A 19,191-nucleotide genomic window follows, 5' to 3' on the forward strand; every position below is an offset into this window, starting at 1 on the left:
TCAGCGGTTGAAATGGCTTGAGCACAAGCCGCCGCCGCACAGGCCGCTGTCCATGTCGTGCCAGGTGCGCGGCTGGCGGTCCGCCTGCGCGACGAGGACGGCGAACGCCATGCCGAACAGCGTCGTCAGCAGGCAAACGATGGTAAAGCGGCGGGCGAGCATGGCGGGCGTCTCCTTCAATGCAAGGAGATTGCGCCCGGCCGGCTGAACCGGCACTGATGCCCGCATTCATCTGCCGTTCAAATTTATTGACAATGCTTTGTACCGGCTGCCGCTTGCGCCAGCGCCGCACCGGCTTACCTGTTGGGGGAACCCATCGCAGGAGAACCCGGCATGCCATCGCAGACTGTACCGATCGAACTTTACTATTGGCCAACCCCGAACGGCCACAAGATCTCGATCATGCTGGAGGAATTGGGCGTTCCCTACGTGGTAAAGTACGTCAACATCGGCAAGGGCGAGCAGTTCGAGCCTTCATTCCTGAAAATATCGCCCAATAATCGCATGCCGGCGATTATCGACCCGGAAGGTCCTGCCGCTGACGGGCGATGGAAGGGAAAGCCGATTTCCGTCTTCGAATCCGGCGCGATCCTTCAATATCTTGGCCGAAAGTTCGGCAAATTCTACTCAATGGATGAGCGCCAGCGGGTGGAAGTCGACCAGTGGCTGTTCTGGCAGATGGGCGGGCTTGGGCCGATGGCGGGGCAGGCGCATCATTTTCGGCAATATGCGCCGGAAAAGATCGCCTACGGCATCGACCGCTATACCAACGAGGTCAATCGGCTCTATGGCGTCTTGAACAGGCGTCTGGCAGACAGGGAATTTCTGGCCGGTGATTATTCGATCGCCGATATGGCCTCGTTCCCCTGGACCCGTTCTTACAAGAACCAGGGTCAGGACCTCAATGATTTTCCGAACATGAAACGCTGGTTCGAGGCGATTGCAGCTCGCCCGGCCGTCGTGCGGGGTGTCGAGATCGGCCAGGAACACCGCCGCAACCTGGCCGACGACAAGGAAGCGCAAAAGGTGCTGTTCGGCCAGAAGGCGAGATAGAGCGAATAGGGAATGGCGAATAGGGGAGAAGCGTTTGCTTTTCCCCTATCGCCAGACGATCCCCTCGCTACTCGCTACAGCTTCTTCCACGTCTGGCTCTCGCACAGGACGGCGAGCACGCAGCCGGTCATCTTTAGCGAACTGCCTGAAAGCTTTGCGCTGCCGGAATAGGTCTTGCCGTTCGAGGGCTTGGTGATCGAGCCGGTATAGGCATCGGCGCCGCTTGTCTTCATCGTGCCGATCGACTTGCCCGCATACTTGCCCGTCGTCAGCTTGATGCAGAACGATTCGCCGCAGGAACTGATCGCGGCCGTGTCGCCGTCCTTGGTTTTCCAGTTGCCCTCGATCGGGTCCGCAAGGGCGGCGCCGGTCAGGATCCCCGACACCATGAATGTGGCTGCAAGTGCCATGCTGGCTTTGGCAAACATCGAGAAGTCCTCCCTGTGAACCACGGTGGCGGCTCCTGCGCCGCCGTTCGTGCGTTAGAGGAAAGCTAGGCCAGCCTTATTCAAAACAAAAGTGGTGCCGCTGCGTAAGAACGGCAGCTTTTTTTGAGGGCCCCAGCCAAGGTTCAGCCCGAAATTTCATGGATTGCCATTTGGCCGATCATTTCCGTGGTTAGCGAAGTGTTGACCGGCAGGCGTCGGATTTTCATCGAATTTGAAACGAATCCGCATAAATGCGGGGTTTGTATCCTTAACGGTTTCTCACGTTTACCTCTTGTTTTAGCTTTGTTTTCTCCAAATTAAGCACGCCATTTAACGACGGATTCAAGCCTCGGCCTCATGCTTCGAAGCATCGGAAGAGCAAGCCCCCAGCCGAATTCAACGGACAAGCGGAGGCGGCTCTCGGGACAGAGACAGGGGATTAAAATGGCACGTTTTGAAATGCAGGAAGCTGGCTTCGGCGTCATGGGGGCAACTGCCCAGGCCGACATCCTTTTCGAGCTGGGCATGATGTACGCCACGGGCCGCGATTGCGCGACCGATATGGTGGCAGCCCACAAATGGTTCAACATCGCCGCGATCAAGGGCTCCACGCGAGCCGCTGGTCTGCGCTCGGAATTGTCGGCGACCATGTCCAAGATCGAGATCGCCCGCGCGCTTCGCGAAGCCCGCGAATGGATGACGATGCACTGAGTTATACGACGGACTGACAGGGCAAGGCTTCGGATCGACGCCGCACAAAGACGGCGCGCCCGAAAACAAGAATGCGGCAGCCATAAGAGGCAAAGCCGAACGCACAACAGGGACGGCGAGGGGATTCGTGGCGCGGGGCAATTGCTCCGGCTCGTAGGGGATCACTCGACAGGCAAAGCCGCGACCGGCCGGAACAAGGCCGGCACGGCTTTTGCCATTTATGCGGCGTTATCAAGAACAAGCGGCAGTTGCCTGACTCAATCACACCCTCTGGACAGAACCGTTGAAGAATGGAATTGTCGCCGCCATTCTGGGTAAGGCGTTGCCGTGTGGCAGCGTCCAATGGGAGGTTTCAGATGAAAAAAACGGGAATTCTGAGCGCAACGCTGTTCGGCCTTGCGATGGGCGTGTCCATGGCTCACGCCGACGACATCACCATCGCGGTGGCCGGTCCGATGACGGGACAGCTCGCCACCATCGGCGACCAGTTCAAGCAGGGTGCGCAGGCCGCCGCCGACGCAATCAACGCCGCGGGCGGGGTCGACGGCCGCCAGATCAAGCTTTCGATGGAAGACGACGTCTGCGATCCGAAGCAGGCTGTCTCGGTGGCCAACCGCATCGTCGCCGACGGTATCAAGTTCGTTGACGGCCACGCCTGTTCCGGCTCCAGCATCCCGGCATCCGCCGTCTATGCCGAAGCTGGCGTGCTGATGATGAGCCCGGCTTCCTCCAATCCGGTCATGACGGACGACGCAGCCGCCAAGGGCTGGAACACCATCATGCGCCTCTACACCCGCGACGACGCGCAAGGCGCTTTCATCGGCCCATGGATCGCCAAGAAATATGCCGGCAAGAACGTCGTCGTCCTGCACGACAAGAGCGCATACGGCCAGGGCATCGCCGATGCGGTCCGCAAGACGATGGGCGAAAATGGCCTGAAAGAGGTCATGTATGAAGGCATCAATGCGGGTGAAAAGGACTATTCGGCCCTGATTACCAAGCTGAAGGAACTCAAGACCGATGTCGTCTATTTCGGCGGCTATCACCCGGAAGCCGGCCTGATCATGCGCCAGGCTGCCGAGCAGAACCTGAAGTTCCAGCTCATCATGCCGGATTCGATTGCATCGCCGGAATTCTGGCAGGTTGCCGGCCCGGCCGGCGAGGGCACCATGTTCGTGTTCCCGTCCGATCCGCAGGCCAAGCCGGAAGCGAAGGCGGCGATCGAGAAGATCAAGGCCGGCGGCTTTGTGCCGGAGGGCTTCACGCTGTTCTCCTACGCCACCATCCAGGCGATCGCGCAAGGCATCCAGCGCGCCGGCAGCGATGATCCGGCAAAGGTTGCCGAAGCGCTGAAGGACGGCAAGCCGATCGACACCGTGGTCGGCCCCATCACCTTCGACAAGAAGGGCGACCTGATGAACGCCAGCTACGACATCAACCAGTGGCACGACGGCAAATACGCCCCCATCGCGCAGTAAAAAGCCGCTATCCGATACTGAAATGGCTGGGCATGTCCCGGCCATTTTGTTTCTCAGGGCTATTTCTTGGTTGTCTTTATGTGTGCCATCGAGCCCGAGGTATGGATTTGTGTCTCGAGCTTGAGGCATGGATTCCCGACACTCTCCGCTCCCTGCGGTCGCTCACGAGGCCGGGAATGACGGATTTCATTTTTACTTCTGGCGATCTGCAACGCCCGCGATTGGCGGAATTGCTAACACCATTCGTCATTCCCGGCCGTTTTTCATTGGGGCCGTGCGTCCTTCGAGGCTCGCTTTGCTCGCACCTCAGGATGAGGGAGGTCGAGCTCAAGGGAGGTCGTGGTGTTTCTTCAAAACGGCGACGTTTGCACAACAGTCCTCATCCTGAGGTGCGAGCGGAAGCGAGCCTCGAAGGACGCACGACCCAAAAAAGCCCTCAGATCTTACCGTCAAGTCCCAGTTGGTGGTACTTGTGCATGATCTTGTCCTGGTTCTCCAGAAGCCAGTCGATCGAGGGTTCGTTGCTCATCGCCTTGCGGATGGCTTCTGTCGTGCCCTTGCGGTGCAGGTCGAACAGGATCTTGTGATCGAGGTTGTTGTCGTCGACGACGCTGGGCGCCAGCCATACCGAGCAGATGATGCCGAGGTCGTTGGCCTTTTCTTTCGGGATGATGCCGGCGCGAACCGCGTCGAGAACGCCGTTGGCAATGGCGAACTGGACCGTGCCCATCAGGATGTTGGTGTAGCGCGTGCTTTTGACCGTCACCTTGGACACGCACAGCGTCACCGGGCGCACCATGATGTCGGTGTTGAGCAGCGCGAAGACGCGCGTATGACCCGCGACCTGGTCGCCGACGAGGGTGGCAAGGGCCGTGCCGACCGGACCGTCGAGTTCGCCGATCACGATTTCCGGTTCGGCTGCGGTTCCGGGAGGTCCACCGGCGATCAAGGCTTCACCGGTGCGCATAACGATACGATTGCTCATTCGAATTCCTTCCAACTGGAAATTTGTGGATGCGGCCGCCCCTGCCGCCGCACGTCCGGGGCATCGTGAAAGAGCGCCCCCATGGATGCTACCCATTCGGACCGGCGCAAGCGACTGTGACATAGGGGCACTGGCGAGGCCATCTGTCGTGCGTCCTTCGAGGCTCGCTCCGCTCGCACCTCAGGATGAGGGAGGTTGTGGAGTTTCTACCGGGCGGAGATATTTGCGCAACGGCCCCGCGTCCTTCGCTCGCTGCGCTCGCACCTCTGGATGAAGGAGGTTGTGGCGTTTCTTCTGAACAGAGAGGCTTGAGCAACGATCCCCATCCTGAGGTGCGATCAAAGCGAGCCTCGAAGGACGCACTACCTTACGACGAGCGCCCCTCGGCCGGCTCCGCAAACCTCACCAGCACGGTGCCGTCGCTCACCTGCGACCCTTCCGCAGCGATCTCCGCTATCACCCCGTCATGCGGCGCTGAGATCGTGTGCTCCATCTTCATCGCTTCGAGGATCAGCAGACCCTGGCCCTTGGCAACCGTATCGCCCTTGGCGGCGCGCACGAGCTTAACCAGCCCCGGCATCGGCGCGCGCAGGCTGCCGATGCCGGCCGCTGTAGCGTCGGTGCGCTCCAGCGGGTCCGGGATAGCGAAAGTGTAGCTGGCGGCTCCCTCGAAAACGGTGACGTGACCGGGCCACCGGGCGAGGCGGGGGGATCGGCTGCTACCCCCACCCCTAACCCCTCCCCACAAGGGGGAGGGGTATTCTGAGACGTCGATGCCTCCCTCCCCCTTGTGGGGAGGGGTACGGGGTGGGGGTACCTGTCCCGCTACCGGCCCCGGTATGAGGGAAGCTGTCCACCGCCCATTCACCACCGCCACGCTCGCCGCGATTTCCGCTTCGCCAAACCTCAATTCCACGCGCTTGGGCGTTGCGTGGAAATGCGCGTAGCCGGCCAGCGACGACCAGGGATCGTCGGTCACAGGCCGCGCATCAATGCCGCTTGCCGCCAGTGCCGCGGCCTCAATGATCTTTCCGCTCGGCGGCGGCACGGTCGTCAGCGCCGCCTGATGCCGTCCGATCAAGCCTGTATCGACATTGCCCGCGGCAAAATCCGGATCGGCGGCAAGGGCGGCGAGGAACGCGGTGTTGACCGTCGAGCCGGCAATCTCCGTTTCCGCCAAAGCCGTGCCCAGCGCCGTGAGCGCGGATGCCCTGTCCGGCCCGTGCACGACCAGCTTGGCGATCATCGGGTCGTAGAAGGGCGAGACGACGTAGCCGGCGCGCACGCCGGTTTCGATGCGCATGGACGCGCCTTCCGGTGCCGTATCCGGAAATTTCAGATGATGCAGCGTACCGGTCGCAGGCAAAAACCCCTTGGCCGCGTCCTCGGCATAGAGCCGCGCCTCGAAGGCATGGCCGCAAAGGCCTATTTGCTCCTGGGTCTTCGGTAAACGCTGCCCCGCCGCGACACGCAATTGCCATTCGACCAGATCGGTGCCGGTCACCATTTCCGTCACCGGATGCTCGACCTGCAGGCGGGTGTTCATCTCCATGAACCAGAAGCGGTCGGGCCGCAGCCCCTGCGAGGCATCGACGATGAACTCGATCGTGCCGGCACCCGAATACGCAATCGCCTTGGCCGCCGTCACGGCGGCTTGCGTCATGGCCGCACGCATTTCTTCCGTCATGCCGGGGGCTGGGGCTTCCTCGATCACCTTCTGGTGGCGGCGCTGCGCCGAACAATCGCGCTCGAACAGATGCACGACATCGCCGAAATTGTCGCCGAACACCTGAACCTCGATATGGCGCGGCTTCTCGACGTATTTTTCGACCAGCACCTTGTCGTCGCCAAAGGCTGCCTTGGCCTCGCGTCGCGCACCCGATAGCGCGTCGGTGAAGTCGTGCGGGTCGTCCACGCGCCGCATGCCCTTGCCGCCGCCGCCGGCGCGAGCCTTTATCAGCACCGGATAGCCGATTTCTCGTGCTTTAGAAGCAAGGATGACGATCTCCTGCGCCTCGCCGTGATAGCCTGGCACCACCGGCACGCCGGCCTGCTCCATCAGCCGCTTGGCCGCATCCTTCAACCCCATGGCGCGGATCGAGGCCGACGAAGGGCCGATGAAAATCAGCCCGGCCGCGACGACCTGGTCGACAAAATCGGGGTTTTCCGAGAGGAAACCATAGCCGGGATGGATCGCTTCCGCCCCGCGCATACGCGCCGCCTCGATGATTTTCTCCGCGACAAGGTAGCTCTCGCCGACGGGCGCGGGGCCGATACGGACCGCCTCGTCGGCCATCTCGACATGCAAGCTGTTCGCATCCGCGTCGGAATAGACCGCGACGGTGCCGATACCCATCTTGCGCGCCGTGCGAATGATGCGGCAGGCGATCTCGCCGCGATTGGCGATCAGGATTTTTGTGAACATTGGCGCGGCGTCTTTTCCCTTTGCATAATCAGGATCGGCCCGATCAGGCACTTTGAGCGAATTCCTTGAGCAGGCGATTGAATTCAGAAGATTGCTGCCGGAACGGAGCGTGGCCGGCCGCTTCGACCGTCACGATTTCCCCGCGCCACAGTGACTTGCAGGTCAGGGTGTCGAAGTACTCGGCTCGTATGAATGGATCTCCGGCACCATTCAAGATGGCCAATGGCTCAGCCATCGTCGCCACGATCTCGCGCTCATCAAGCGGCAACCCTTGCAAGACCGAACCGAACATCAGTTCGCGCGCAAGCCCGTCTGTGCGGCGGCACATGGCGAGCAGGTGCGGATCGAGCCCATCTGTCGTAGCCGATGTATGCGTTGCATAGGCAATCGCATCGGCATCCGTGAAGTCGCGCTTGCCGGTGAGATTTTCAGCGTTTGGATCGATGTTGAAGCCGGCCATCAGACATTCGAGGTCCGGCTTTATCGGCGGCGTCCCGCTGATCATCACTCCCGCCAGTTCCATATTTCTTCCGACCATCTCCAAAGCGATATGGCCGCCCAGCGACCAGCCGAACACGACCGGCTTCTGCAAGCCGAGCTGACGAAGCACCTGTTCGGCTACATCGGCATAGCCAGCGAAATTATAGGTTTTCGCGGGGTCCTTTGCGTTCTCGGATGCGCCATGGCCGGGGAGGTCGAAGGCGATCAATCGAAAATCAGCCAAGAGTGGATCGGCAAACTGTTGATCGAAAACCTCCTTGCAACTCGAATTCCCATGGATAAGCAGGATGGGCCGGCCACTCCCGTCGGAATCTATCACGGATAGAGCAGCGTGGTCGGTTTGGATGGTGAGGCTTTTTGTTTTCATACCGTCTCCCCCTGTCGGCTCTGTGCGCCCATGGAATCGAATTGCGCAGCGGCGCATCGAGCAACAAATCACATCCGAAACAGGCCGAATTTCGTATCCGGTACCGGCGCGTTCAGCGCTGCCGATAGGCTGAGCGCCAGCACTTCTCGCGATTTCGCCGGGTCGATGATGCCGTCGTCCCACAACCGCGCCGAGGAATAGAGCGGGTGACCCTCATGCTCGTATTTCATCAGGATCGGCTTCTTGAATTTCTGCTCGTCCTCGGCCGACCAACTCTCGCCCTTGCGTTCGATGCCCTCGCGCTTGACCATGGCCAGCACCATGGCGGCCTGTTCGCCGCCCATCACGGAGATGCGCGCGTTTGGCCACATCCACAGGAAGCGCGGCGAAAATGCCCGGCCGCACATGCCGTAATTGCCCGCGCCGAACGAGCCGCCGATAATCATCGTTACTTTCGGCACCTGCGCCGTCGCCACCGCCGTCACCAGCTTCGCGCCGTCCTTGGCGATGCCACCGGCCTCATATTTCTGGCCGACCATGAAGCCGGTGATGTTCTGGAGAAACACCAGCGGGATTTTGCGCTGGCAGCACAGTTCGATGAAATGCGCACCCTTCAGCGCGCTTTCGGAAAACAGCACGCCATTATTGGCGATAACGCCGACCGGCATGCCGTGCAGATGCGCAAAGCCGGTCACCAGCGTCGTGCCGTAATTCTGCTTGAACTCGTCCAGCACCGAGCCGTCGACGATACGCGCGATGATTTCGCGAACGTCATAGGGTTGGCGCACATCGCTGGGAACGATGCCGTAAACTTCATCCGCTGGGTGAAGCGGCGGAATCTGTTTCTGTAAGCTCAGGCTTACTACCTTGTTACGATTCAGGTTTTTGACGATGCGCCGCACGATCGCCAGCGCATGGTCGTCGTCCTGCGCTAGATGATCGGCGACGCCGGAAAGGCGCGTGTGCAAATCGGCCCCGCCAAGGTCTTCGGCGCTGACATCCTCACCGGTCGCCGCCTTCACAAGCGGCGGGCCGCCGAGAAAAATGGTGGCCTGATTGGCGACCATGATGGATTCGTCGGCCATCGCCGGCACATAGGCGCCGCCCGCCGTGCACGATCCCATGACGCAGGCGATCTGCGGAATGCCGGCAGCCGACATGGTCGCCTGGTTGAAGAAGATGCGGCCAAAGTGGTCGCGGTCCGGAAAAACCTCGTCCTGGTTGGGCAGATTGGCTCCGCCGGAATCGACCAGATAGATGCAGGGCAGGTTGTTCTGCAGCGCGATCTCCTGCGCCCGCAAATGCTTCTTCACGGTCAGCGGATAATAGGTGCCGCCCTTCACCGTGGCGTCGTTGACGACGACCATCACCTCGGTGCCCTCGACCCGTCCGACGCCCGCGATCATGCCCGCCGACGAAATTTCGTCGCCATAAAGCCCCCAGGCAGCAAACTGGCCGACCTCCAGAAACGGCGAACCGGCATCGAGCAACTGCGCCAGCCGCTCACGCGGCAGCATTTTTCCCCGCCCGACATGGCGTTCGCGCGCGTCGTCCGACCCGCCGCGCTCGACGGTCGCTGCCTTCTCGGCAATGTCGGCAACAAGCTCACGCATATGCGCGGCATTGGCGCGGAAGGCATCGGAGACGGGGGAGATTTGCGACTGGATGACGGGCATCAAATAGTCTCCGCCATAATTTCCCGTCCGATCAGCCAGCGGCGGATTTCCGATGTGCCGGCGCCGATTTCGTAGAGCTTTGCGTCGCGCAGCAGGCGGCCGGTGGGGTAGTCGTTGATGTAGCCGTTGCCGCCCAGAAGCTGGATGGCGTCGAGGGCCGTTTGCGTGGCTTTTTCGGCGGCGAACAGGATGCAGCCGGCGGCGTCCTTGCGGGTGGTCTCGCCCCGGTCGCAGGCGGCGGCGACCGCATAGACATAGGCGCGGCAAGCGCTCAGCGTCGTGTACATGTCGGCCAGCTTGCCCTGGACGAGCTGGAAATCGCCGATCGGGCGGTCGAATTGCTTGCGTTCGCGCACATAGGGCACGACCACGTCGAGGCAGGCGGCCATGATGCCAAGCGGTCCGCCGGCCAGCACCGTGCGCTCATAATCGAGCCCCGACATCAGCACTTCGATGCCGCGTCCTTGCTCATGCAGCACGTTTTCGAACGGCACCTCGACATTGTCGAACACCAGTTCCCCGGTGTTGGAGCCGCGCATGCCGAGCTTGTCGAGTTTTTGCGCCACCGAAAAACCCTTGAACGTCTTCTCGACGATGAAGGCGGTGATGCCGCGCGCTTTCTGCTCCGGATCGGTCTTGGCGTAGACCACCAACGTGTCTGCGTCCGGCCCGTTGGTGATCCACATTTTCGTGCCGTTCAGCACATAGCGGTCGTTCTTCTTCTCGGCACGCAGTTTCAGCGAAACGACATCTGAGCCGGAGCCGGATTCCGACATCGCCAGCGCGCCGACCTTCGCGCCGGAGCACAGGTCCGGCAGGTACTTCTGCTTCTGTTCGGCCGTTGCCCAGCGGTTGATCTGGTTGATGCACAAATTGGAATGCGCGCCATAGGACAGGCCGACCGAGGCCGATGCACGGGAAATCTCCTCCATCGCCACGACATGGGCGAGGTAGCCCATGCCGGAGCCGCCAAAATCCGGGTTGGCGGTGATGCCGAGCAGGCCGAGCGCGCCGAGTTCGGCCCACAGATGCGCCGGGAATTCGTTGGAACGGTCGATTTCGGCGGCGAGCGGTGCGATCTTTTCCTGAGCGAAGCGGCGCACCATGTCGCGCAACGCCTCCATGTCGCCGTCATGCCCGAAGTTAAGCGTGTGCGTGTACATGCCGGCTCTCCTCGCTCATTCTGGCACCGACGAGGCGCATTGTCATGGAAAGATAGGTGGCGGTCACTTGCGCCAGCGACAGGCGCTCGCCGGGCCGGAACCACACGATCACGCCGGTCAGCATCTGGATCAGCGCCATGGCGGTCAGGCCGGTGTCTTCGATGGCAAACACGCCGCTTTCCGCGCCTTGCCGCAGGATGGCCCGCAATTCCTTTTCATAAGCCGTGCGCAGCTTGAGCATATTCGTCAGCCGCTCTGGCGACAGGCTGCGCAATTCCATGTTCGAAACATGCGTCGAATGACGCCGCGCGATGTGGAAGGCGATGTGGTTCTCGACAAAGGCCGAAAGCAGCGCGGAAGCGTCGCCCGTCGATGGGCGGGCCTCGTCCCAAGCCGCCGCCAGCGCCTCCATATGCTCGCGCATCAGCGTGGAAAGCAGCTCTTCCTTGGTCGGGAAGTAGCGGTAGAGCGCCGCCGCCTGCACGCCGACTTCCGCCGCCAGTTGGCGCATCGACATGGCCTCGTAGCCGTAGCGCGCGATCAGGCTGACCGCCGCCTCGCGGATGGCCGCTTCGGTCTTTTCGCCATCCGATCCGGTCGTGCGCGCCATGATTTCTCCTTGCGGCAATAAATAAAACGAACGTTCAATTAATTCAAGAGGCATTCTACCGGATACGTGAGTGGCAGCCCGCGTGCCGGTTCAGATTTGACCGTGTGGACAAAATCAAAGAGCGGTTCCATAGTTTGGTGGCGGAGAATAAAAACAAGGCAGAGCGGCTCCAAGGCCGTCTCAACCCAAGGGGTCATTCGATGAAAAATGGGAACAGGAATTTCTCGGGCGGCGTCTCGCGGCGCGGCGTGCTGGGCATCGGCGCGTTCGGCCTGGCGGCTTCCGTGCTGCCGCGCGGCGCGTTCGCGCAGGATAAGAAGCTGAAAGTGGCCGCGATTTTCGCAACGCCCATCGAGGAGCCGTGGGACAACCAGGTCCACGTCGCCTTGCTGCGCGCCGAAAAGGAACTCGGCATCGAATATAAATGGTCGGAAAAAGTACAGACCGCCGATTTCGGCCGCGTCATGCGCGAATATGCGCAGGGCGGCTATGAACTGGTGCTGGGCGACGCCTTCGCGGCCGAGCGCGAATCGCGCCGCACCGCCAAGCTGTTTCCGGAGACGGCATTCCTGTTCGGTTCGGGTGCCGGGCCGGCCGATCCCAATTTCGGCGTCTTCGACAACTGGATCCACGAACCGGCCTATCTGTCGGGATTGATCGCCGGCAAGATGTCCAAGTCGGGCACCGTCGGCGCGGTCGCCGCGATGGGCATTCCCGAGGTCAACCGGCTGGTCAACGCCTTCTTTGCCGGCGCGCGCGAAACCAACCCCGATATCAAGCGCAAGGTTGCCTTCATCGGCTCGTTCTTCGATCCGCCCAAGGCCAAGGAAGCCGCGATCGCCCAGATCGACGCAGGCGTCGACGTAATCTATGCCGAGCGCTTCGGCGTCATCGAGGCGGCGGCGGAAAAGAAGATCTTGGCCATTTCCAACATGTCCGACCAGTCGAGCCTCGCGCCCGGCACCGTCATCACCGGTCCGGTCTGGGACATGTACCCGACGGTCCAACAGGCGGTGAAGCTGGTCAAGGCCGGCGTCTATACGGCGCAGGACTACGGCGATTTCTCGCGCATGGCCAAGGGCGGCTCGCACCTCGCGCCCTATCATGCGTTCGAGGACAAGCTGCCGGCCGACGTCAAGGAACTGGTCGCGAAGAAGACCGCCGAAATCATGGAAGGCAATTTCCGCGTCGACGTGGATGAGAACACACCGACGTCGGATTGAACGAACTGACCTGGCCCAGCGTGGCGCTCTTTCGCGCCCCTCTCTGGCCTGCCGGCCATCTCCCCCGCATGGGGGGAGATGGCGCGCCCCGGCGCATCGGCCAATTCTCAACGTCGCAGTATGGGCTGCAGAGTAGCGGCAGTCTGATCTCCACCCTTGCGGGGGAGATGGCCGGCAGGCCAGAGGGGGACGCGAAGGAATGCTAAGCTCACAGGTCACGCCCGTGCCCCTTTCCGACACATCCGTTCCCCTCATCGAAATGCGCGGCATTTCCAAGACGTTTGGCACCGTTCGCGCCAACGAGGCCGTGGATTTGCAGGTCGCACCCGGCGAAATCCTGGGGCTGCTCGGCGAGAACGGTGCCGGCAAGACCACGCTGATGAACATCCTGTTCGGCGCCTATGCGCCCGACGCCGGCGAAATCCTCGTCGGTGGCCGACCGGTCGCGATCAACAGTTCGGCCGATGCGCTGGCGGCCGGTATCGGCATGGTGCATCAGCATTTTCACCTGGCATCGCGCCTGTCGGTGCTGGAAAATCTGCTCATCGGTATTCCGGGCCGCAACGGTCGGCTGGATCGCCCCGGTGCGCTGGCGCGGCTGGACGACATCAGCCAGCGCTACGGGCTGAAACTCGATCCGGATCTGGCCGTCTCCGCGCTATCCATCGGCGAGCAGCAGCGGCTGGAAATCATCAAGGCGCTGTTTCGCGGCGCAAAGCTGTTGATCCTCGACGAACCGACAGCGGTGCTGGCGCCGACCGAGGTGGACGGCCTGTTTGCAGCGCTTCGCTCGATGGCTTCGCAGGGCCTCGGCATCATCTTCATTTCGCACAAGCTGAACGAGGTGAGGGCGCTTACCCATCGCTGCGTGGTGCTGCGGCAGGGCAAGGTTTCGGGCCGCGTCGATGTGCCGGCCAGCACCACCTCGTCGGAAATGGCGGAACTGATGTGCGGCCATGAAATCGTGCCGCCGGCAAAAGGCCCTTCGACAATTGGCGGGACAGTGCTGGCGCTGGCCGGCATCTCCACTGCGCGCCATGCCGGCATGGCGCTGCGCGACGTCTCGCTTGCCGTGCGCAGCGGCGAAATTCTCGGCATCGCGGGCGTGTCCGGCAACGGCCAGCGCGCGCTGGCCGATGTCATTTCGGGCATGCTCAAGCCGGTGTCGGGAACGATGAGCCTCGCCGGCAAACAGGTCACCGCCTATACGCCGCGCGAAGTGCAGGCGCTCGGGCTTGGCCGCATCCCGGAGGACCGGATGACCACCGGCCTCGTCACCAATCTGCCGCTGGCTGATTCCATGGTGCTGCCGCGTATCGGCACGGCATCGTTCAGCCAGAAGGGCCTGCTGAAGCCAACTGCGATCCGCGCCTTTGCCGAAGAGCAGATCAAGGCATATGACATTCGCTGTCCGGGGCCGATGGTGCGTGCCGGCGCGCTTTCCGGCGGCAATCTGCAAAAGGCGCTTTTGGCGCGCGAACTCGCCTTCGACCCGAAGGTGCTGATCGTCGCCCAGCCGACGCGTGGCCTCGACATTGGCGCGGCCCACTTCATCCACGAAAAATTCCTCGATCTGCGGGGCAGGGGCTGTGGCATCATCGTCATCGGCGAGGATCTGGAGGAGCTGCTGACGCTCTCGGATCGTATCGCCGTCATGTATGAAGGCCGCATCGTCGGCACGTTGGATGCCGCCGACGCCACCGTGGCAAAGCTCGGCATGTTGATGACCGGCGCGGAGCAAGCGGCATGATGTTTCGTCTCGAAGCCCGCACCGCGACACCGGCCTGGTTCAACCTCGCTCTGCCGGTGGCGGCAATCGTCGCCACGCTCATCTTGTGTAGCGGCCTGATCGCGCTGGCCGGGGCCGGTGTTTTCCAGGCTTACGGCGTGATGTTTTCGGCATCGCTGGGCGACACCTACGCCATCACCGAAACGCTGGTGCGCGCTACCCCGATGATCTTTACCGGGCTGGCCGTCGCGGTCGCCTTCCGCGCGAAATTCTGGAACATCGGCGCCGAGGGCCAACTGCTGGCCGGAGCGGTCGCCAGTTGCGTGGTCGGGGCCATTCCCATGCCGGGGCCGCTCGCCATGCTGGCAATGGCATTGGCGGGTGCCGCTGGCGGTGCGGCGGTTGCGCTCATTCCGGCGATCCTGCGCGTAAAATTCAAGGTCGACGACGTGGTCAGTTCTTTGCTGCTCAACTCGATCATCTTCTATGCGCTGATGGCGCTGATCGAGACGGTGTGGAAAGACCCGTTCAGCGGCTATCCGATTTCGCCGCCCATCCAGGATTCGGCGAATTTTCCGGTGCTGCTTGAAGGCACGCGCCTGCATCTGGGCGTGCTGGTGGCGTTTTTGGCAGCACCTATCATCTGGTTCGTGATTTCGCGCACCGTGCTCGGCTTCAAGATCAAGGTGACGGGCGAAAACCCGGAAGCCGCGCGCTATGGCGGCATCCGCGTCGAGCGCGTGCTGGTGGTGACGGCGCTGCTGTCCGGCGCGCTGGCGGGCCTGGCCGGCGTCTGCGAAGTGGGCGGCGTGCATTTCCAGGTGATGAGCGACATTTCGCCGGGCTATGGCTATTCCGGCATCGTCATCGCCATGCTGGCCAGGCTTAATCCGCTGGGCGTGGTGCCGGCCGCGATCTTTCTCGCCGCCGTTATGACCGGTGCTGAAGCCATGTCGCGTGCCACGGGCGTTCCGGCCTTCCTCAGCGACGTCATTCAGGGAACCGCACTTCTGGCCATGCTGGTGGCGCTGCTGTTCACCGCCTATCGGGTCCGGCGCGTGGGGGCGCAACAATGAGCGTCGTTCTGGAACAGATCTTTCAGGTCGGTTTTCTGGCCGCCATCCTGCGCATCGCCACGCCGCTGGCTTTCGCTACGCTGGGCGAAATGTTTTCCGAGCGCGCCGGCGTGCTCAACCTCGGCATCGAAGGCATCATGCTTCTGTCGGCCATGACCGGTTTCACCGGCGCCTATCTCAGCGGCAGCCTGTGGGTCGGCATCGCCGCCGCGGTCGCCACCGGTGCGCTGATGGGCGCGCTGCATGGGCTGTTCACCGTGGCGCTTGGCCTTAGCCAGCACGTCTGCGGTATCGGTGTGACGCTTTTCGGCTCCGGCCTTGCCTATTTCCTCTACCGCCTGATCTTCGGCCAGCAATCGACGCCGCCCAACATCGTCGGCTTCAAGCCGGTGGCGATCCCGTTCCTGTCGGATATTCCGGTGCTGGGACCGGCCGTGTTCAGCCAGTTCACGTTGGTCTACATGGCGATCCTCGCCGTGCCGATCTCCGCTTTCATCCTCTACCGCACGCCCTGGGGCCTGTCGGTCCGCATGGTCGGCGAAAACCCGCGCGCCGCCGATTCCGCCGGCGTCAGCGTCATCGCGACCCGCATGCAGGCCGTCATCATAGGCGGCGCGCTGATGGGGTTGGCCGGCGCTTTCCTGTCGATGGCGCAGTTCAACGCCTTCACCTTCGGCGTGGTTTCCGGGCGCGGCTGGGTGGCGATCGCGCTGGTGGTGTTCGGCCGCTGGGACCCGTGGCGCTCTGCCGGTGCTGCCCTGCTGTTCGCCTTCGTCGATGCGCTGCAGCTGCGGATGCAGGCGAGCGGCCTTGGCCATATCCCCTATGAGGCGTTCCTGATGCTGCCCTTCGTGCTGACCATCGTGGCGATGGCGTTCATGTCGCGCAATGCGGTCGCGCCTTCGGCGCTGCTAAAGCCGTTCCGCCGCGAGGAGCGGTAGGATCACATTGACGGCACCGACGGGCCTTGCCTCGTCCATTCGCCGTCCCGGAAAGGGAAACCTTTTGCTTACTATATGGTTTCCCAAAGGCTTGCTGGCCATCCTTGCGTGTGCTTGCTTGGGGTCACTGGTATTTTGAGGGGGATACAGCCATGCGCTTTTTTCTTGCTGCCGTCGCCACCCTGTCATTTGCTGCCACCGCGGCCCTGGCCGATCCAGCTTCGGACCTCAAAAGAGTCGACCAAGCGTTGAACCAGACCTTCAAGCAAATTCAGAAGCGGCTTGCGGACGACGCCGACGGCAAGATGCGGCTCGTCACGGCGCAGAGGGCGTGGATCGCCTTCCGAAACGCCGAATGCATTTTCCAATCCAGCGGCGATGACGGCGGGTCTGCGGCGCCGATGGTTGCCGCTGCATGTCAGGCTGAACTTACCAAGGATCGCACCAAACAATTGAAGGCTTATCTCACCTGCCAGGAAGGCGATCTCGCTTGCCCGGTACCTGCAGAATGACCGGGAGTAAAAAAATGCCGAATTTCAAGATGCGATATGTGCTGCTCGCGCTTGTGCCGTTAGCCGTCGTCGGCTGCGTCAGCACAGAAGAGCAGCGCTCGATGGACCAGGAAAAGTGTGCTTCTTTCGGCTACGCGCAGGGGACTGACGGCTTCGCCGACTGCATGATGAAACAAAGTTCGCAGCGTGCAGATGACGAGCAGCGCTCATTGGATCGCATGAATGCGCAAGAACAGCGAGACCGCGACCGCAAGGAAGCGCGACGCAAGCGTGACAGCTACGTCGATACCAGGCCGAGTTACGATAAAGACGGTAATCCGAACTTCGACACCCAGGGCAACTACCAGGGGTGTAATGGCGTGGGCTGTCTTGTCGATAATCCAGGCGATGACGATTAGCCAGACGATGACGATTAGGCCGGCTGCCGGGACGCCGCTGGTCGGGCTGTAGATACGCTAGCCCCGGCCGAAACTTGAATGGGCGAAATGCATGCGGCGCCAAGGCAAACTACGGCGTGCGGCGATAGCTCAGCACGGCTGATCGTCGCCGTCTTTCCGCCGTCCGCCGGCAAGCAGAATCGTGCCGCCCGCAAACGCCATCGCCAGCGTCGAGAAAGCGATGAGGCTTGGCGTGTGCGATGGAACGTTGCGCCAGATCGGGAAGATCACCTCGGCGGTGTTGAAAGCTTCGCCGCTGAACTGGCATTGCACGAACGAGGCCTGGTTGCGCACCATGTCGGCGTCGATCCGGGAGATCAGCGCTTCCGTAGGCTGCTTGTCGTCGGAGATATCGCGCATATGGACGAGTAGCGCTTGCGCCGCCGAGAGATAGGCGTGGCTGCATTCGTTGAACGGGCTTTCCTCGTCGCGCAGGCTGCCGGGAACCAGACCCCATAGACAGTAGCTGTACTGGACGTCGGCGAAAGTCAGCAGCCGCCGGAAGGTCGGGTCGGTTTTCGCCTGCCGCTTGGCCAGCGCGAGAATTTCGCCGCGATATTCGGCGGTGACGGCCATCTGGCCATGAGACAGGCCGGGGATCGAGATGCCGCTGGTCGGCCCCTCCGAACGAGCGCCATGGGCGCTAACTGGTCCAGCACTCGCAAAAAGCAACGCGGCGGCGCCCGCAAGGGACGCCGCCGTGTAGCGTGGTAAACACTTCGACACGTGGGTTAGCGCAGGGCCGGGCGGGCCGCGATCTTGTGGTTCGCGCGTCCGGCAAGATTACGCTCGGCGACTGCGCCGAAGGCGAGGCCGATTACCGTCCACAAGACGGCATGAAGCCCGAGCGAGGCAGTACGGAAACGCCACAGGAGGTCTGCGGAGAAGTTTTCCGGCACGTCATTGATGGTGGGCAGGGCATATTGCGCGACCACGGTGACGGCAAGGAAAGCCGCTCCAGCGATGATCGAGGCGTTCCAGGCTCCGTATTGCGCCCACAAGCGCCTTGCCAGGCCGATTGACGCGACCAGCGTGGCGATCGAAACGACGATCATGATGAAGAACAGTTCCGTTCGCACCCCGATGGTGTCGGGGTTGCCGACGGCCGGCGGCGTCGCTGGATACTTGATCTGCGGTATCAGCACGATGGCGATGAAACCCGCCAGCGCAATCAGGGCGGCGGTGCCGCGCGGCCCGAACCGGCCGATGCGCCCAAAGACATAGGCAAAGACCAGCGAGAACAGCCCGCCAAGGGCCGCGCCATAGACGACGGTACCGGTCAACAGGCCGATGCCGGCCTGCGTCGCGCGGGAAACGAGTTCGGTTTCTTCATCCGGCGCTTCACCGGATGCCTGCGCCATCAATTCTTCGAACGCGATGGCGCGGTCGATCTGGGGTTCACCGAAAACCCGGGCAAAGCCGAACGCCAGGAGACCCGCGAAAATGCCGACAAGCATCCCGCGAAGGAGAAGACGACCAACCATGTCAAAGCCCCCTTAGTGGCAGGGAAAGCCGAGCAGGTGGCGTCCGTCATGCACGAATTCGTGGATGTACATGCCACGGAAAAGCGACATCGCGCCTTCCTCGGAGCCGACGAAATAGACGGCGAGAAGGCAAAGCAGGCCGCCGAAGATCGCCCAAGGCAGGATCTCGCCAAGCGGGATCGGAAGCGGGCGTATGTCTGGATTGAAGGTAGCGTCGGACATGGTGTGCCTCCTGGGATACAGCGTCCCGTTGATGAGCCATGAAGCAACGAAAGAAGTCCTGACTCTCGGCATCGCGCTTCAAACGCTAGCCGATCACAGTGGCGCGACCGTACCGGGCTTTCACCGGTTTCCACTCACATTGCTTCAATGGCGACAGTAGTCAGCGCCGG

Annotated in this window: 20 protein-coding genes and 1 riboswitch; of the genes, 9 read left to right on the forward strand and 11 right to left on the reverse strand. The window is 62.1% G+C overall.

Going from position 1 to position 19,191, the window contains the following annotated elements; all coding sequences use genetic code 11:
- On the reverse strand, nucleotides 1-228 hold the full coding sequence (locus ACX3P0_RS06335; protein WP_459087878.1) for a hypothetical protein: 228 nt from the start codon (nucleotides 226-228) through the stop codon (nucleotides 1-3).
- A 105-nt stretch (nucleotides 229-333) separates the two neighbouring features.
- On the opposite strand from ACX3P0_RS06335, the gene ACX3P0_RS06340 reads away from it, so the two are divergent.
- Complete coding sequence (locus tag ACX3P0_RS06340) at nucleotides 334-1,053, forward strand: glutathione S-transferase N-terminal domain-containing protein (protein ID WP_459087339.1); 720 nt, start codon at nucleotides 334-336, stop codon at nucleotides 1,051-1,053.
- Between the two features lie 74 nt (nucleotides 1,054-1,127).
- Here the strand turns inward: ACX3P0_RS06340 and ACX3P0_RS06345 are convergent, their stop codons facing one another.
- Complete coding sequence (locus tag ACX3P0_RS06345; RefSeq protein ID WP_459087341.1) at nucleotides 1,128-1,481, reverse strand: DUF2147 domain-containing protein; 354 nt, start codon at nucleotides 1,479-1,481, stop codon at nucleotides 1,128-1,130.
- Between the two features lie 444 nt (nucleotides 1,482-1,925).
- Here ACX3P0_RS06345 and ACX3P0_RS06350 point away from each other — a divergent pair, with 444 nt between their 5' ends.
- Together ACX3P0_RS06350 and ACX3P0_RS06355 are read left to right on the forward strand one after the other, a co-directional pair.
- Nucleotides 1,926-2,192 carry a sel1 repeat family protein gene (locus tag ACX3P0_RS06350; protein WP_459082030.1) on the forward strand — a complete coding sequence of 89 codons (267 nt, stop codon included), beginning with the start codon at nucleotides 1,926-1,928 and terminating at the stop codon, nucleotides 2,190-2,192.
- A 356-nt stretch (nucleotides 2,193-2,548) separates the two neighbouring features.
- Complete coding sequence (locus tag ACX3P0_RS06355) at nucleotides 2,549-3,670, forward strand: ABC transporter substrate-binding protein (protein WP_459087343.1); 1,122 nt, start codon at nucleotides 2,549-2,551, stop codon at nucleotides 3,668-3,670.
- Between the two features lie 436 nt (nucleotides 3,671-4,106).
- Here ACX3P0_RS06355 and fae read toward each other — a convergent pair whose 3' ends face one another.
- From fae to ACX3P0_RS06385, 6 genes are all read right to left on the reverse strand, one after another.
- Complete coding sequence (gene fae, locus ACX3P0_RS06360) at nucleotides 4,107-4,655, reverse strand: formaldehyde-activating enzyme (protein ID WP_459087345.1); 549 nt, start codon at nucleotides 4,653-4,655, stop codon at nucleotides 4,107-4,109.
- Nucleotides 4,656-5,022: 367 nt separating this feature from the next.
- Entirely contained in the window at nucleotides 5,023-7,080 is a 2,058-nt protein-coding gene (locus tag ACX3P0_RS06365; RefSeq protein WP_459087346.1) for an acetyl/propionyl/methylcrotonyl-CoA carboxylase subunit alpha, read from the reverse strand.
- 43 nt (nucleotides 7,081-7,123) lie between these two features.
- Entirely contained in the window at nucleotides 7,124-8,005 is an 882-nt protein-coding gene (locus tag ACX3P0_RS06370; RefSeq protein WP_459087347.1) for an alpha/beta fold hydrolase, read from the reverse strand.
- Nucleotides 8,006-8,016: 11 nt separating this feature from the next.
- A complete protein-coding gene (locus ACX3P0_RS06375) occupies nucleotides 8,017-9,624 on the reverse strand; it encodes a carboxyl transferase domain-containing protein (protein WP_459087349.1) in 1,608 nt (535 codons plus the stop codon).
- Nucleotides 9,624-10,787, reverse strand: coding sequence for an isovaleryl-CoA dehydrogenase (locus ACX3P0_RS06380; protein ID WP_459087351.1), 1,164 nt, complete (start codon nucleotides 10,785-10,787; stop codon nucleotides 9,624-9,626). Before ACX3P0_RS06380 ends, ACX3P0_RS06375 begins: the two co-directional genes overlap by 1 nt.
- A complete protein-coding gene (locus tag ACX3P0_RS06385) occupies nucleotides 10,768-11,397 on the reverse strand; it encodes a TetR/AcrR family transcriptional regulator (protein WP_459087353.1) in 630 nt (209 codons plus the stop codon). The genes ACX3P0_RS06380 and ACX3P0_RS06385 overlap by 20 nt, the downstream gene beginning before the upstream one ends.
- Nucleotides 11,398-11,597: 200 nt before the next feature.
- Between ACX3P0_RS06385 and ACX3P0_RS06390 the strand changes: the two genes are divergently transcribed.
- The 6 genes from ACX3P0_RS06390 (at nucleotide 11,598) to ACX3P0_RS06415 (ending at nucleotide 17,276) form a co-directional block, all read left to right on the forward strand.
- Nucleotides 11,598-12,620 carry a BMP family protein gene (locus tag ACX3P0_RS06390; protein WP_459087355.1) on the forward strand — a complete coding sequence of 341 codons (1,023 nt, stop codon included), beginning with the start codon at nucleotides 11,598-11,600 and terminating at the stop codon, nucleotides 12,618-12,620.
- 199 nt (nucleotides 12,621-12,819) lie between these two features.
- A complete protein-coding gene (locus tag ACX3P0_RS06395) occupies nucleotides 12,820-14,370 on the forward strand; it encodes an ABC transporter ATP-binding protein (protein ID WP_459087357.1) in 1,551 nt (516 codons plus the stop codon).
- Nucleotides 14,370-15,425 carry an ABC transporter permease gene (locus ACX3P0_RS06400; protein ID WP_459082544.1) on the forward strand — a complete coding sequence of 352 codons (1,056 nt, stop codon included), beginning with the start codon at nucleotides 14,370-14,372 and terminating at the stop codon, nucleotides 15,423-15,425. The genes ACX3P0_RS06395 and ACX3P0_RS06400 overlap by 1 nt, the downstream gene beginning before the upstream one ends.
- The gene (locus ACX3P0_RS06405; RefSeq protein ID WP_459082528.1) at nucleotides 15,422-16,366 is read left to right on the forward strand and encodes an ABC transporter permease; all 945 of its coding nucleotides are present in this window, start codon (nucleotides 15,422-15,424) and stop codon (nucleotides 16,364-16,366) included. Before ACX3P0_RS06400 ends, ACX3P0_RS06405 begins: the two co-directional genes overlap by 4 nt.
- A 152-nt stretch (nucleotides 16,367-16,518) precedes the next feature.
- Nucleotides 16,519-16,878 carry a lysozyme inhibitor LprI family protein gene (locus ACX3P0_RS06410; protein ID WP_459087359.1) on the forward strand — a complete coding sequence of 120 codons (360 nt, stop codon included), beginning with the start codon at nucleotides 16,519-16,521 and terminating at the stop codon, nucleotides 16,876-16,878.
- Between the two features lie 14 nt (nucleotides 16,879-16,892).
- Nucleotides 16,893-17,276, forward strand: coding sequence for a hypothetical protein (locus ACX3P0_RS06415; protein ID WP_459082532.1), 384 nt, complete (start codon nucleotides 16,893-16,895; stop codon nucleotides 17,274-17,276).
- Nucleotides 17,277-17,405: 129 nt separating this feature from the next.
- Here ACX3P0_RS06415 and ACX3P0_RS06420 read toward each other — a convergent pair whose 3' ends face one another.
- Genes ACX3P0_RS06420 through ACX3P0_RS06430 form a run of 3 tightly spaced genes read right to left on the reverse strand, consistent with a single transcriptional unit; the run spans nucleotide 17,406 to nucleotide 19,021 of the window.
- The gene (locus ACX3P0_RS06420; protein ID WP_459087361.1) at nucleotides 17,406-18,041 is read right to left on the reverse strand and encodes a hypothetical protein; all 636 of its coding nucleotides are present in this window, start codon (nucleotides 18,039-18,041) and stop codon (nucleotides 17,406-17,408) included.
- Nucleotides 18,042-18,046: 5 nt separating this feature from the next.
- Nucleotides 18,047-18,799, reverse strand: a complete 753-nt coding sequence (locus tag ACX3P0_RS06425; protein ID WP_459087363.1) for a CbtA family protein — start codon at nucleotides 18,797-18,799, stop codon at nucleotides 18,047-18,049.
- 12 nt (nucleotides 18,800-18,811) lie between these two features.
- Nucleotides 18,812-19,021 (reverse strand): CbtB domain-containing protein, encoded by a 210-nt coding sequence (locus ACX3P0_RS06430; protein WP_459087364.1) that lies wholly within the window; start codon nucleotides 19,019-19,021, stop codon nucleotides 18,812-18,814.
- Between the two features lie 3 nt (nucleotides 19,022-19,024).
- Nucleotides 19,025-19,180: riboswitch (adenosylcobalamin (AdoCbl) riboswitch) on the reverse strand.
- Between the last annotated feature and the right edge of the window lie 11 nt (nucleotides 19,181-19,191).

This window comes from Mesorhizobium sp. A556, assembly GCF_054489545.1.

Coding starts and splice junctions, on each gene's coding strand:
- ACX3P0_RS06340 (WP_459087339.1), top strand. CDS start 334: ATGCCATCGCAGACTGTACCGATCGAACTTTACTATTGGCCAACCCCG.
- ACX3P0_RS06390 (WP_459087355.1), top strand. CDS start 11,598: ATGAAAAATGGGAACAGGAATTTCTCGGGCGGCGTCTCGCGGCGCGGC.
- ACX3P0_RS06375 (WP_459087349.1), bottom strand. CDS start 9,624: ATGCCCGTCATCCAGTCGCAAATCTCCCCCGTCTCCGATGCCTTCCGC.
- ACX3P0_RS06430 (WP_459087364.1), bottom strand. CDS start 19,021: ATGTCCGACGCTACCTTCAATCCAGACATACGCCCGCTTCCGATCCCG.
- ACX3P0_RS06410 (WP_459087359.1), top strand. CDS start 16,519: ATGCGCTTTTTTCTTGCTGCCGTCGCCACCCTGTCATTTGCTGCCACC.
- ACX3P0_RS06425 (WP_459087363.1), bottom strand. CDS start 18,799: ATGGTTGGTCGTCTTCTCCTTCGCGGGATGCTTGTCGGCATTTTCGCG.
- ACX3P0_RS06335 (WP_459087878.1), bottom strand. CDS start 228: ATGCGGGCATCAGTGCCGGTTCAGCCGGCCGGGCGCAATCTCCTTGCA.
- ACX3P0_RS06365 (WP_459087346.1), bottom strand. CDS start 7,080: ATGTTCACAAAAATCCTGATCGCCAATCGCGGCGAGATCGCCTGCCGC.
- ACX3P0_RS06400 (WP_459082544.1), top strand. CDS start 14,370: ATGTTTCGTCTCGAAGCCCGCACCGCGACACCGGCCTGGTTCAACCTC.
- ACX3P0_RS06380 (WP_459087351.1), bottom strand. CDS start 10,787: ATGTACACGCACACGCTTAACTTCGGGCATGACGGCGACATGGAGGCG.
- ACX3P0_RS06395 (WP_459087357.1), top strand. CDS start 12,820: ATGCTAAGCTCACAGGTCACGCCCGTGCCCCTTTCCGACACATCCGTT.
- ACX3P0_RS06355 (WP_459087343.1), top strand. CDS start 2,549: ATGAAAAAAACGGGAATTCTGAGCGCAACGCTGTTCGGCCTTGCGATG.
- ACX3P0_RS06385 (WP_459087353.1), bottom strand. CDS start 11,397: ATGGCGCGCACGACCGGATCGGATGGCGAAAAGACCGAAGCGGCCATC.
- ACX3P0_RS06350 (WP_459082030.1), top strand. CDS start 1,926: ATGGCACGTTTTGAAATGCAGGAAGCTGGCTTCGGCGTCATGGGGGCA.
- ACX3P0_RS06345 (WP_459087341.1), bottom strand. CDS start 1,481: ATGTTTGCCAAAGCCAGCATGGCACTTGCAGCCACATTCATGGTGTCG.
- ACX3P0_RS06405 (WP_459082528.1), top strand. CDS start 15,422: ATGAGCGTCGTTCTGGAACAGATCTTTCAGGTCGGTTTTCTGGCCGCC.
- ACX3P0_RS06370 (WP_459087347.1), bottom strand. CDS start 8,005: ATGCGCCGCTGCGCAATTCGATTCCATGGGCGCACAGAGCCGACAGGG.
- ACX3P0_RS06415 (WP_459082532.1), top strand. CDS start 16,893: ATGCCGAATTTCAAGATGCGATATGTGCTGCTCGCGCTTGTGCCGTTA.
- fae (WP_459087345.1), bottom strand. CDS start 4,655: ATGAGCAATCGTATCGTTATGCGCACCGGTGAAGCCTTGATCGCCGGT.